The sequence below is a fragment of the Tsukamurella conjunctivitidis genome, from assembly GCF_007858475.1.
In the GTDB taxonomy this organism is placed as follows: Bacteria; Actinomycetota; Actinomycetes; order Mycobacteriales; family Mycobacteriaceae; genus Tsukamurella; species Tsukamurella conjunctivitidis.
Window position 1 is genome coordinate 1 of sequence record NZ_VIGX01000010.1, and the last position, 12,448, is coordinate 12,448.

The window sequence follows — 12,448 nt, forward strand, 5'->3', positions numbered from 1 at the left end:
TGCCGGAGGTGCGTAGTCAGTTGGCGTTGTCGTGGGGGACGGAGACCTTCCTGGTGGACGGCGCGGACAGTACTGACGCGATGATCAAGCAGGTCGACCACTCGTTGGAAGGCATCGGCCGGTACTCGAAGGGCGATCAGGTCGTCATCGTCGCGGGTGCGCCCCCCGGGACGATCGGCTCGACCAACCTGATCCAGGTGCACCGGATCGGCGAGGACGACCACTAGGAGCCGCCCAGTAGGCTTCGCGTCATGACGGAGACACTCACCGACTTCGACGAGTTCCTCGGCACCCTGGATCTGGCGCAGGCGGGGGAGGACCGGTTCCTCGGTCGCCACCCCGCCAAGACCGCCTCCCGGACCTTCGGCGGCCAGATCCTCTCGCAGGCGATCGTCGCGTCGGGCACCACTGTTCCGGGCGCACGGGACTCGTTGTTCCTGCACGCGGCGCACACGCACTTCATCAACGGCGGCGAGACGAACGCCGACCTGGAGTTCGTGGTGCGGCGCCTGCGGGACACCCGCAACGTCGCGAACCGTCTGGTCTCCGTGGAGCAGGACGGCACCGTGCTGGCCCTGATGCAGCTCGCGTACCAGACCGACGGCCGGAACCCCCTCGTGCACGGCGACCCCGCGCCGCAGGTGCCGGGCCCCGACGGGCTGCCGAACATCCAGGACACCCTGGAGGGCTACGAGGACGTGGTCACGATGTTCGTCGACGCGCCGCAGCCGATGGACATGCGGTTCACCAACGATCCCGCGTGGATCGCGAAGGGCAAGGGCCTGATCCAGGAGGACAACAACGTCTGGATCAGGACCGCCGGGCCGCTGCCCGACGATCAGGTCATCCACGACGCGGCGCTGGCCTACGCGTCGGACACCACGATCCTCGACTCGATCATCACCCGCCACGGCCTTTCCTGGGGATTCGACCGGATCATGGCGGTCACCCTCAACCAGTCGCTGTGGTTCCACCGCCGCGTCCGATTCGATCAGTACAACCTGTATTCCTCGCATTCCACGGTCGCCGACGGCGGCCGCGGTATGTCGAACGGGCAATTCTTCGATTCGGAAGGCATTCTGGTAGCAAGCACCACCCAGGAGGGTGTGCTCAAGTACTTCCCGTCGAAGGGGGCGAAGTGACGAGCCAGGACACGCAGCAGCGTCCGATCCCGAACGTGCCGGAGGGCACGCCCGGCCGCGATTGGCGTGCGGACCTGCCCCCGGCGCTGCCGTCGGGCGCGCAGCAGCCGTGGCGCCGCCTCGGCCCCGGATCCCGCGCGTGGGTCGCCATCGTCACCGCGGTCGCGTTGGTGCTCATGGCCATCGCCGGTGTCTTCGCGCTGTCCTTCGGCTTCGCGACCACGGCGTTCGAGCGGAACGGCGTGGTCGTGCTGACCCCGTCCGAGTACGTCGCCACCACCACGTCCTGCTCCGGCGCCCGGGACGCCGCCGGCGTCCGTGAGGGGGCGCGGATCGTCTTCAAGAGTGGGCCCGACAGCTTCGGCACGGACCTCGGCAAGGGCGTGCTGCGCTCGGGCCGCTGCGTCTTCCCGTTCACGCTCTCCTCGGTGCACGCGGACCCCGATGTGAACTACGCCGTGACCGTCGGCGACGCCTCGGCGACTCCGGTCGCGGGCAGCGAACTCGCCTCCACGTCGGGCACCCTCATGGTGTCCCTCGCGGGCTAGCCGCCGGTGACCGCACTCGGATCGACGGTCCGCCGCGACTGGCAGCCCGTCGTCACCTACTCGCTGATCGCGGTCAACGTGATCGCCTTCGCGTTCAGCGCGAAACAGTCGGGCAGCATCGACAACAACATGGCCTCGTACGAGGTCGCGCGCCTCGCCCTGTCCGAGCCCGCCACCGCCAACGGCTGGTGGTGGACGGCGGTGACCTCGGGTTTCCTGCACTTCGGGCCGTTCCACCTGCTCGTCAACATGTTCACGCTGTACGTCTTCGGACGTAACGTCGAGCAGGCACTCGGGCGAGCGCGGTTCGGTGCGATCTACGCACTCTCGCTGCTCGGCGGCAGTGCGGCGGTGCTGTGGTTCGGGCTGGAGAACACGATCACCGTGGGCGCGTCGGGCGCGATCTTCGGGCTGATCGGGGCGGAGCTGGTGCTCTTCCTCAAGCTCAAGCTGAACCCGACGTCGCTGCTGGTCCTGATCGGCGTCAACGTCGTCGCCTCGTTCACCTTCTCCGCCATCTCCTGGCTGGGCCACCTCGGTGGCTTCGTCATCGGCGCCGCCGTGACGGCGGGTTTCGTCTACGGGCCCGAGCTGCTGCCCCGGGACAAGCGCACACGGCAGCAGGTGGAGGGCATCGGCTGGGCGTGCGCGGGTGTCATCGCGGCCGTGGTCGTCGCCGCGATCGCCGTCCGGTTCGGTACGTTCCCCGGCGCGCAGGTCTACTCGCTGCGCTAGCCGCCCTCGTCACTGACGGGCCCGTCAGTGGCCCCGGTTCATCTCCCGCAGGCGCGCGTTGTAGGCGGCCAGGGCGGCCTCGTCGTCGTCGATGTCCACGTCGTCGCCGCCCTCGCCCATGAGCTGACCGCGGCGCGCCGAATCGAGCCACGAGCCCATGCCGCCGCCGCGCTTGCCGGTGGCCTCCGCGGTGATCCACTGGAAGGCCACGACGAGCAGCAGGATCATCATCAGGCCGTCGCCGCCGAACCACATGATCGCGCCGGCCGCCGACTGATCCTCGAGCCCGGTGGGGCCCCAACCCAGGCGCGACGCGGCGTAGCCGGGAGCCAGCTCGGTGGTGGTCATCATGAGCGTGACACCGACCAGGGTGTCCGGGCCCATCGCCAGCAGGAACGAGGCGAAGCGCAGCGGGTGCGAGAGCTTGGTGGGCCCGCACAGTTCGTTCCCGATGAGCGGCAGCATGAAGATCCAGCCGACCACGAAGTAGCCGGTGTACTCGAGCTGCTTGAGCCACGGATTGTCGAGCGCGAGATCCTGGAACCCGGTGAGGTGCGTGCTGATCAGCGCGAAGGCGTACAGCGGCAGGCCGACGATCGGGCTGGTGATCAGTCGTACCACCCGGTGGCCCAGGAACGCCCGCACGCGCCGGTCGCCCGTCTCACCCGTCGCCGTGGCCAGCAGCCGGATCGGCTCGGCGAGCACCAGGAACATGGGCACGACCGTGATCAGAACCAGGTGCACCACCATGTGCGCCCAGAAGAGGTGCTTGGCGAGCTCGGCCATCACGCTGTTGACCGCGAGCACGAGGAGCGCCATCGCGACGAACCACGACAGGATGCGGGAGATCGGCCAGGCGACTCCGGCGCGCCGCGCGCGAATCGTGCCGTACACGTAGAGGATGGAGGCGACGACCATGAGCCCCGTCACCACGGGTGTGAAGACCCAGGTGTGAAGCACGTCCGGCGACTGGGTCGCCACAGCTGAGGGAGACATCGATGCCCGTTGTACCACCCCTGGCAAACTAATCCAACCGGCGTGTAACAAACCACGGCGGACGGTCGATGTACGGTCGAACGCCCCTATCAGCTGCCTGGGTACCCGCCCCGGGCTAGAACTCACGGAGTAGAGATGCCGAAGGTCCCCGAGCCCACGCCTCAAGAGGTCCGCGACTTCCTCAGCCCGATCTCGCACTGGTCGCACCTGAAGGCGAACGCTGAGGAGCAGTACCGCAAGACGATCCTCGCCGCGTACGCCGCGCGGATCCCGATCGTGCACATCGCGCGTTACACGGGGACGTCGCCGCAGGCCGTCAAGAAGGTCATCGACCGGCAGAACGACAAGGCCACGGGCGACGCGCCCGCCTTCCAGAACATGCCGCGCACCGGGTACTACCGGGGCCAGCAGCTCCCGCCGTCGCGGTCGGTCCGCGCGGTCTGACCGACCGTCAGGGCGCTCCCGCCGAGTCGGAGGGAGTGCCCAGCGTGTCGATCACCAGGTGCGCGACGGTGCGCATGTCGGTGCGGCGGTCCATCGCCGTCCGCTGGATCCACCGGAACGCCTCCGGTTCCGAGACGCCGTGCGCCTGCATGAGGATGCTCTTCGCCCGGTCCACCAGCTTGCGGGTCTCCAGCTGACCGGAGAGCGTCGTGACCTCCTTCTCGAGCGCCTTGAGCTCGGCGAACCGGCTGATGGCGATCTCGATCGCGGGCACGAGGTCGGCCTTGGTGAAGGGCTTGACCAGGTAGGCCATCGCGCCCGCCTCGCGGGCCTTCTCGACGAACTCGCGCTGACCGAAGGCGGTCAGCATCACGACGGGGGCGATCCGCTCGCGGGCGATGTCCTGTGCGGCGTCGAGCCCGGTGCGGACCGGCATCTTGACGTCCATGATGACGAGGTCGGGCAGCAGCTCCCGGGCCTTCTCCAGGGCTACCTGGCCGTTCTCGGCCTCGCCGACCACGTCGTACCCCTCCTCCCGCAGCATCTCGGTGAGGTCCATGCGAATGATCGCCTCGTCCTCGGCGACGAGCACGCGGTGCGGGGTGGGCTCGGTGGCTTTCATCAGGGGGTACGTTACCGGGCCGCGGAGATCGGGCCCGCCGCGCGCGGTACTGTGAGCCCATGAACGTATTGAGCCTGACTCAATTGCGCGAGCGCGCCGGCAATCTCTGGGCGCTGACCTTCGGCGAGGGTATCCGCCCCGTCGAGCGCACTCCGCACGTCGTGGTGGCCGACGGTGCGCATCGCACGCTCCGCCGATTCGGCTCGGATTCCGATCGTGATGGTGCTGCGATTCCCGGCGCCGCGCCGGTGCTTCTGGTTCCGCCGATCGCCGCGCCCGCCACCTGCTACGACCTCTCGCCCGAGACCTCCGTCGTTGCGCACCTGGTGGCGGCGGGGCGCGTTCCGTACGTCATCGACTTCGGCGAGATGGGCTACGGCGACCGTGGGCTCGGCTTCGAGGACTTCGCGCTCGACATCATCCCGCAGGCCATCGCTCGGGCCCTGGAGGACTTCTGGGGTGGGGAGGTGCCCGACGGTGCCGGCGTCGACCTGTACGGCTGGAGCCTGGGCGGGACGCTGTCCTTCCTCACCGCCGGTGCGTCGACCGACTCGATCCGCTCGATCGTCTCGATCGCCACGCCGCTGAAGTACGCCGCGCAGCCGCCGTACCCGCTCGTGACCTCGCTGATGAAGCCGATCGATGGTTTCGGTCCGGGCGCGCTCATCGCGCTCCTCGGCGGCATCCCCGCGCCGATCGTGCAGGTGGCCTACCGCGCGACGTCGTGGGACCGGGAACTGAAGAAGCCCAAGTTCGTGCTCGAGAACCTCGGCGAGCCCGAGAAGCTCGCGCGCATGGAGGTCATCGACCGTTTCCAGCGGACCTTCCCCGGTTACCCGGGCAAGCTGGCGACCCAGCTGTGGGAGCGCCTGATCTTCCGCGGTGAGCTCGCCGCCGGCGAGGTGCACCTGGGGGAGCGGACGATCGATCTGCACTCCATCGACGTGCCCATCCAGCTGTTCGGCTCGCACCGGGACGCCCTGTGCGCGTGGGAGACCGCGCGGCACGGCGTGGATCTGTTCACCGGTTCGCCGCGGGTGGAGTTCGCGACGGTCGAATCCAGCCACCTCGGCCTCGTCGCCGGCCCCGACGCCGTCCGCGAGACCTGGCCCGTGATCGACGCCTTCCTCGCGTCCGTGGACGCCGAGTCCGAGGCCGCCGACCCCGCCCGGTAAGCTGGCTCGGCTGGCCGTTTCCGACGGTCCGCCGGACGCCCCCGTAGCCCAATTGGCAGAGGCAACGGATTCAAAACCCGTCCAGTGTGAGTTCGAGTCTCACCGGGGGCACAGCGAAGGTCTACCAGGCGATGTCGCCGACGCTGGCGAGCGGCTGGTGCTCAGCGAGACTCTCCGGTGCGTTGTAGGTGTCGCCGCCGTGGAGGTCGTCCGCGAAGCGCAGCTTGGTCCGCTCCTCGATGGTCGCCAGGCTCACCTGGTAGGCGCGGAACTCGTCGAGATCGAGCGCCTCGAGCCGGTCGAGGTTCTGTGTGAGCAGGAATCCACGGGCGACGAGCTTCCCGTCGCTGACGAAGGCGACGACCTTGAAGAACTCGCGGGGGAGTGCGACGCCCCGGTAGGTGCGGTCGTCGTCGCCGAAGACCGGCCCGCCGAAGACGCTGACCTTCAGGTTCTCCGCCTCGGCGTCGGTCAGGACGGCGTTCTCGATCAATCCCCAGATGCCTTGGCGGGCACTCTGGTTGAAGTCCTCGACCTGGGGGGAGATGTTGGTGTAGTAGAACGAGTCGGTGTTCGCCTGCTCGGCTTCGGCGGTGCTGCCCCAGGTCAGGTCGGCGCGGCGCGCAACGTGTCCGCGGTCGATGCGGTTGCCGGAGTACAGCTCGTTGCCGACCTGCGTGTCCGCCGGGAGGCGGGGGTCGAGGACGAACTTCGATCCGCTCCGTTCGATGTTCTTGAGAGTGGTGCCGTCGATGTTCCAGGCGACCCAGCGGGTGAGGCGGCGCGACCGGCTCTGCGTCAGCGAGAAGTGCGTGTAGTCGATGATCGGGCTGCCGTCGACCTCGACCGCGTCGTCGGCCACGCTCGCATCCACCCCGGGCACCGGCACCGCAGCACCGAGGAAGTCGGGGTCGTATCCGGCGCCGATCCGAGCCGCACCCGCGGCCTGCGCCGCGGGGGCACCGTCGGGCGGCGTGAGGGTGATGCCGAGCTTCGTGAACACGGACTTGCCGAGGCACGCGAGTGCGTGGTCGTCGGGGCTGCCGGCGGCTTCCCCGCCGAAGTGCAGGCCGGCGAAGACTCCGGTGGGGCGGCCGTTCGCGGCTTTGAACAGCCACACGGCTCCGGAGTCGCCGCCTTCACTGATCTGGTTGTCGGGCGCGGGGTTCCGCGGGTCCGGCCCGATCTCGAAGCCGCCGATCTGCTGTTCCCCGACGCTGCCGCCGTAATCGATCTTCACGACGACGTCGATGCGGCGCACGAGGCCGTGGGTGACGCCGGTGGTGCGGCCGCTCTTGATCACCTTGTCACCCAGCTCGGGCTCGCCGAGCTCGGTGGGCGCGACGGTCAGCCCGAGCGGTTCGGGAGCGTAGCCGCGGTCCTCGATGGTGGCCACGGCGCAGTCGCCGGCGGCGCCGAGATGCGAGCGGTACAGCGCCCCGAGGCGATTGTCGTCGACCCGGTCATCGTCGTACGCGCCCGGCTGGACGACGGTGTCGCCGATCTTCCCGTCGGGGCCGTTGAGGACGTGCCAGTTCGACAGGACGAGCGGGGTGCCGTCGGTGCGGTCGTAGACGATCGCACCGATGGTGCCCGCGGAGACCTTCACGTTGCCGACGCTGATGCCCGGCCGGATCGGGTCCAGGCGGGCCTTCGCCTCTGCCGGTGCCGCCTCGGGTTCGGCGACGATCCGGTACGAGGCCTCGTAGCTGCGCTCGAGCACATCCGTGGGCACCGCGACACCGTCGACCTCGACGGACTCCGGCAGCAACGAGGTCCCCAGGCTCTCGAGCGCCTCGGGCGCGACCTTCCGGCGCACGGTGAACTGCACTGCGACGGTGTCGGTCGGCTTGCCGTCGACGACCTTGTAGCCGATCCCCACCGAGGTCACGTTCGGGTCGGCCAGGTAGTCGGTGGCGCGTGCGCGGACGAAGCTGCGCAGCGCCTCCGCGGACGCGCGAGACGCGTCCTTGGCCTGCTTGGTCGACGGTGCTGCGGGCTTCCGTTTGTTTCCGGCCATAACTTCGACGGTAGGCGAAATCACGGAACACGGCCGGGTGAGCGAGAACGCGAGCCCCCCGGGGCGGCCTCAGCGGGAGGGGCACTCGCCCCCGTTGACCGCGAAGGTCTGCGCGGTGATCTGGCGCGCGTCCGGGTGTGCGAGAAATGCGACCGTGTTCGCGATGTCCGCCGGAACGCCGGCGCGCTTGGTCATCGCTGCGTCGATCAAGGAGGCGCGGCGGGCGTCGGTGAGGGCATCCCGGAAGAACTCGGTGCGGGCGATGTACCCGGGGGAGACCACATTGGCGGTGATCCCGCGCTCCCCGACGCGTCGGGCGAGGCCGATGTTCCACGACGCGAGACCCGCTTTGGCGGCCCCGTACGACTCGGCTCCTTTGTCGGCGGCGATCGAGCCGATGGAGATGATGGCGCCGCCGCCCGTCATGGTCGGTAGCACCGCCTCGGTCATCAGGACGGCGCTGACGAGGTTGCTCTCGAGGTTGCGCCGCCACGCTGTCGCGAGCGCGGCGAGGTCACCCGGTTCGGGGTGGTCGAAATCGGTGTTGCCGCCCGCGTTGTTGACCAGGACGGTCGTCTCGGTGATCTCGCGGTCGACGAACGCCTGGATCGCCTCGGGATCGGTGCCGTCGAGAGTCGCGGCCCGGACGGTGCCGGTGATCTCGGCTGCTGCGGCGGACACGACGTCGGCACGGCGGCCGGTGATGACGACCTCCGCACCCTCGGCGGCGAGGCGCGCGGCGATCGCCCGGCCGATACCGGTTCCGCCGCCCGTGACGATTGCGATGGTGGACATCTCGATCCTCCTGCACTAGATTACGTTTAGACCTAAACGTAGACGGAATGGTGCGCGGTGACAAGAGAATTGAGCGAGTCCGATCCGGTCGACGCGATCGCCCTCGCATGGCAGCGCGAACGCCCGGACCTTCCGGTTCAGTCGATCGGCGTCATCACGCGAATCTGGCAGGCCGCCAAGATGCTCGGCGACGAACGGACGCGGCTGCTTCGCGAGCAGGGGGCGGACACGGCGACGCTGGACCTGCTGTCGACCCTCCGTCGGTCCGGGCAGCCCTACCGGCTGACCACTCGGGAGCTCGGGCAGGCTGCGATGGTGACGGCGGGCGCGATCTCGCAGAGGGTCGAGCGCGCCGAACGCGCGGGTCTCGTGCGTCGCGCGAACAGACCCGGAAGCCGCACGGTCGACGTGGAACTCACCGAAGCCGGCCACCGTGAGGTGGACCGACTCGTGACGGAGGTTCTCACCCGCGAACAGTCCCTCCTCGCAGGATTGTCGCCGGACGGTATGAGCGACCTCGCCGAGTCGCTTCAAGACCTACTGGAGCACCTGCACGGCGAATTGGGCCGGACGAGACCGAGTCAGGTCGGAGACGGATAGGTACCGCAGGGTGGGGTGCCCGCGGAGCGTGTGCATCCGTGCCGGGACCGAACGACGCCGCCCGCCCTGAAAGCCAGGGCGGGCGGCGTCGTCAGAAGAGTTGCGGCTCAGTACTTGCCGAAGGCGAGTGCCACGTCGTGGCCGCCGAAGCCGAACGAGTTGTTCAAGGCGTACTTGTAGTCACCCTTGCGCGCCTCGCCGTGCACCACGTCGAGCTCGATCTCGGGGTCCTGGTTGTCCAGGTTGAGGGTCGGCGGGATGATGCCGTCGCGGAGCGACAGCACCGTCAGCGCGGCCTCGAGGGCGCCGACGGCACCGATCGAGTGGCCCAGCGCGCCCTTGGGGGCGTAGATCGCTGCGTCGGTGCCGACGACCGCGTTGATGGCCTTGGCCTCGGCGGTGTCGCCGATCGGGGTCGCGGTGGCGTGCGCGTTGATGTAGTCGATGTCCTCGCGCGTGAGGCCGGCCGTCTCCATGGCGCGCTTCATGGCGCGAGCGGCGCCGCCGCCCTCCACGTCGGGGGAGACCATGTGGTAGCCGTCCGAGGTGATGCCGGCGCCGAGCAGGCGCGCGATGGGCTTCGCGCCGCGGGCGAGGGCGTGCTCCTCGGTCTCGATGATCATCAGCGTCTGGGCCTCGCCGAAGACGAAGCCGTCGCGGTCCTTGTCGAACGGGCGTGATGCGGCCAGCGGATCGTCGTTGCGGGTCGAGAGGGCGCGCATCATGGCGAACGGGGCGATGACGGGGCTGTCGATCTTGCCCTCGATGCCGCCGCAGACCGCGATGTCGGCGTCGCCGAGCACGATCTGGCGCCAGGCGTGCGCGATGGCCTCGTTGCCGGTCGAGCAGGCCGAGACCGGTGCGATGGCACCGGCGCGGGCGCCGATCTCCAGGGCCGAGACCGCGCAGGCGCCGTTGGGCATGGCCATCTGCACGGTGAACGGCGAGACCTTGCGGACGCCGTGGTCGCGCAGCGCGTCGACGGCCTCGACCATCGACTCGCCGCCGCCGAGCCCGGTACCGACGACCGCGGCGAGGCGCGTCGGATCGACGTCGGGGCGGCCGGCGTTGTCCCACAGCCGCTTGGTGATCACGTGCGCAGCCTGCTCCACGTAGGACATGCGCCGCTTCGACACGTGCTGCTTGCTGATGTCGCCCGCGTACTTGCGGTCGGGGCGCTCGGGGACCTCGGAGGTGGGATCCTCGAGCAGCTGGCCGCCGAAGCGGACCGGGAGGTCGGCGATGTCGACGCCGATGAAATCGCCCTTGAGCTCGCGAATGCCGCTCTTGCCGGCCAGAAGGCCCGCCCACGTGGACTCGGTGTCGGTGCCGATCGAGGTGGTCATCTCGATCGCGGTGACGACGACGTTGGGGAACTGTCCGCCGAGCGTGCTGAAACTCCGGATGTCTGCCATGCCTTCCATGAAACAGGATCGAAACGTCCATCCGGCTGTTCTCAGGTGAGAACTTCACAGCCGTCTCTTGTGGGATCGTCACGAACCGTTCGGTTCACCCTCAGTCCTCGTCCGCCCCGCGGTCGATGCGCAGCACGCCGTCGACGCCGCCCAGAGCGGCGCCCGCCTCGGTCACACCCCGCCCCACCAGGGATAACGCGACGGTTACCTCGTGGCCGTCGTCAGCGTCATCGGCGGGGCCGTCGACCACCGTGAGCGACGCCACACTCCAACCACGCCGCGAGCACGCGCCGAGGAGTTCCCGCAGAACGCCGGCCCCGTCGCGGTAGGTGACGGTGAAAGCGCGCTCGGCGGTGCCCCGCGCCGCGACCATCCGCCCGACGGGGGTGAAGCCGAGGACCGCCACGAAATGCAGGACGGTCACGGCGACCGCCAGGATCTCGAGCCCGGCCCCGGCCGCCATGCCGATCGCGGCGGTCTCCCACACCGCTGCGGCGGTGGTGAGCCCCCGGATCGCGCCCCGCCGCGTGATGATGAGCCCCGCGCCGAGGAAGCCGATGCCCGAGACGATCTGCGCCGCGACGCGGGACGGGTCGAGGATGACCGTGTCCGGGTCGAGAACATTGCCGAAGCCGTACTTGCTGACCAGGAGGATCAGCGCGGACGTGGTCCCCACGATGGCCTGCGTGCGCAGGCCGGCACTCTTCCCGCGGAACTCGCGCTCGAGCCCGACCACGGTCGACAGGGCGAACGCGAGGACGAGCTGCTCGATCTGGCGCCACCCCTGGCCGGCGCTGATCCATGAGTCCGCGAGCGTGCTCACACCTCCATGGTGCTCCCGATCGGCTCCGATGCAACCGGTTCTCGGCCGCGGATACGGAAGGTCAGGGCGACCGCGCCGGCGCCGATCACGAAACAGAGCAGCGTGAAGGGCAGATTCCCGATCGGGTCCCCGGCCGCCGTGACGCCGTTGTTCGCGTCGAAGAAGTCGGGGAGCGCCGCGATCCAGAGACCCGCGAAGACCACGAGGTAGAGCGTGGCGTACGTCTGGACCAACGGGTTCCGGTGCGCCGGGATCGACGGTGCGCCGGGGGCGGGGGACAGGCACCGTCGGACCGCGTAGAGCGCCGCCGCGGCCATGACGGCGAGCTCCAGCGCGTAGACGGTGCCGCGCACCGTGTCGCCGGCGAGGCCGATGACCGTCGCCGGGAGGGGGAGGATGAACGTGCCCACCGAGGCCGCGAGGCCGATGACGACGGTCCGCCACACCAGCTGCGGGCCCGTGAACCGGGCGGCGTCGACGTGCCGCCCGACCATGAACTGCACGCACAGCGCCAGCGACATCGGCCAGAGCGCGGCGAAGACCACGACCGAGCCCATCGGAACGGACGCGAAGAAGGGCAGGTTGATCGGATTGTCGGGCGCCCACTCCCACCAGCGCAGTTGCGGCCCGATGTGATCGAAGATCTCGTAGAACGCCCCGTGCACCAGCCCGACGGTGCACGCGCCCAGGATGATCCCGCACCGCCGGAAGACGCCGAGCATGCGGACGATCTCGAAGGACATCGTGGCCATCAGGGGGTAGATCGCCACGATGTACAGCGGCAGCCTGCCCCACAGGAACTCGACGGTGAAGAGGTTGTGCGCGAACATCGTGTCCACGTAGTCCTCGATGCCGAAGGCGCCGGGGAAGTACAGCGGCGGCTCGATGACGAAAAGGTAGGCGGTCGCGCCGAACCACACGGCGAGGTTCGTCGCATCGCCCCGGCGCCAGCGCCGGAAGGCGTGCACCAGCATCAGCACCGAGCCGACGATGATCGTCAGCTCCAGCACCGGCAGGGTCCAGTTCTCCAGCTGGAACGGGCTGCGGACCGAGACGAGGCCGCCCGTATCGTCGCAGGTGAAGCCCATGCGGCGCGCGAGGGCGTCGAAGGTGGGGGTGCACATGTCCATCGG

14 protein-coding genes and 1 tRNA gene are annotated in these 12,448 nt (G+C 69.3%); 8 read left to right on the top strand and 7 right to left on the bottom strand.

What is annotated here, in order from left to right:
* The 4 genes from FK530_RS16400 to FK530_RS16415 all read left to right on the top strand — a co-directional run.
* A partial coding sequence (locus FK530_RS16400) for a pyruvate kinase alpha/beta domain-containing protein (protein ID WP_316250495.1) occupies positions 1-227 on the top strand: 227 nt, incomplete at its 5' end.
* A 24-nt stretch (positions 228-251) separates the two neighbouring features.
* Positions 252-1,142, top strand: a complete 891-nt coding sequence (locus FK530_RS16405) for an acyl-CoA thioesterase (RefSeq protein WP_146488067.1) — start codon at positions 252-254, stop codon at positions 1,140-1,142.
* Entirely contained in the window at positions 1,139-1,690 is a 552-nt protein-coding gene (locus FK530_RS16410) for a hypothetical protein (protein WP_146488068.1), read from the top strand. Before FK530_RS16405 ends, FK530_RS16410 begins: the two co-directional genes overlap by 4 nt.
* A 6-nt stretch (positions 1,691-1,696) precedes the next feature.
* Complete coding sequence (locus FK530_RS16415; protein WP_146488069.1) at positions 1,697-2,425, top strand: rhomboid family intramembrane serine protease; 729 nt, start codon at positions 1,697-1,699, stop codon at positions 2,423-2,425.
* A 24-nt stretch (positions 2,426-2,449) separates the two neighbouring features.
* Here the strand turns inward: FK530_RS16415 and FK530_RS16420 are convergent, their stop codons facing one another.
* Positions 2,450-3,421, bottom strand: a complete 972-nt coding sequence (locus FK530_RS16420; protein WP_146488070.1) for a cytochrome c oxidase assembly protein — start codon at positions 3,419-3,421, stop codon at positions 2,450-2,452.
* Positions 3,422-3,556: 135 nt separating this feature from the next.
* Between FK530_RS16420 and FK530_RS16425 the strand changes: the two genes are divergently transcribed.
* The gene (locus FK530_RS16425) at positions 3,557-3,865 is read left to right on the top strand and encodes a helix-turn-helix domain-containing protein (protein WP_068533852.1); all 309 of its coding nucleotides are present in this window, start codon (positions 3,557-3,559) and stop codon (positions 3,863-3,865) included.
* A gap of 7 nt (positions 3,866-3,872) precedes the next feature.
* On the opposite strand, the gene FK530_RS16430 is transcribed toward FK530_RS16425, so the two are convergent.
* Positions 3,873-4,487, bottom strand: coding sequence for an ANTAR domain-containing response regulator (locus FK530_RS16430; protein WP_146488071.1), 615 nt, complete (start codon positions 4,485-4,487; stop codon positions 3,873-3,875).
* 59 nt (positions 4,488-4,546) lie between these two features.
* Between FK530_RS16430 and FK530_RS16435 the strand changes: the two genes are divergently transcribed.
* Together FK530_RS16435 and FK530_RS16440 are read left to right on the top strand one after the other, a co-directional pair.
* Positions 4,547-5,662, top strand: a complete 1,116-nt coding sequence (locus FK530_RS16435) for an alpha/beta hydrolase (protein WP_146488072.1) — start codon at positions 4,547-4,549, stop codon at positions 5,660-5,662.
* 37 nt (positions 5,663-5,699) lie between these two features.
* Positions 5,700-5,773: transfer RNA gene (locus FK530_RS16440), tRNA-Leu, on the top strand.
* Positions 5,774-5,783: 10 nt separating this feature from the next.
* Here the strand turns inward: FK530_RS16440 and FK530_RS16445 are convergent.
* The gene (locus tag FK530_RS16445) at positions 5,784-7,682 is read right to left on the bottom strand and encodes a DNA/RNA non-specific endonuclease (protein WP_146488073.1); all 1,899 of its coding nucleotides are present in this window, start codon (positions 7,680-7,682) and stop codon (positions 5,784-5,786) included.
* 69 nt (positions 7,683-7,751) lie between these two features.
* Positions 7,752-8,477, bottom strand: a complete 726-nt coding sequence (locus tag FK530_RS16450; protein WP_146488074.1) for an SDR family NAD(P)-dependent oxidoreductase — start codon at positions 8,475-8,477, stop codon at positions 7,752-7,754.
* 57 nt (positions 8,478-8,534) lie between these two features.
* On the opposite strand from FK530_RS16450, the gene FK530_RS16455 reads away from it, so the two are divergent.
* The gene (locus FK530_RS16455; protein WP_231706669.1) at positions 8,535-9,077 is read left to right on the top strand and encodes a MarR family winged helix-turn-helix transcriptional regulator; all 543 of its coding nucleotides are present in this window, start codon (positions 8,535-8,537) and stop codon (positions 9,075-9,077) included.
* A 107-nt stretch (positions 9,078-9,184) separates the two neighbouring features.
* Here the strand turns inward: FK530_RS16455 and FK530_RS16460 are convergent, their stop codons facing one another.
* From FK530_RS16460 to FK530_RS16470, 3 genes are all read right to left on the bottom strand, one after another.
* Complete coding sequence (locus FK530_RS16460) at positions 9,185-10,492, bottom strand: KasA/KasB family beta-ketoacyl-ACP synthase (RefSeq protein ID WP_146488075.1); 1,308 nt, start codon at positions 10,490-10,492, stop codon at positions 9,185-9,187.
* A 100-nt stretch (positions 10,493-10,592) separates the two neighbouring features.
* Positions 10,593-11,315, bottom strand: a complete 723-nt coding sequence (locus FK530_RS16465) for an MgtC/SapB family protein (protein ID WP_146488076.1) — start codon at positions 11,313-11,315, stop codon at positions 10,593-10,595.
* Positions 11,312-12,445, bottom strand: coding sequence for a DUF7802 domain-containing protein (locus FK530_RS16470; RefSeq protein ID WP_146488077.1), 1,134 nt, complete (start codon positions 12,443-12,445; stop codon positions 11,312-11,314). Before FK530_RS16470 ends, FK530_RS16465 begins: the two co-directional genes overlap by 4 nt.
* Between the last annotated feature and the right edge of the window lie 3 nt (positions 12,446-12,448).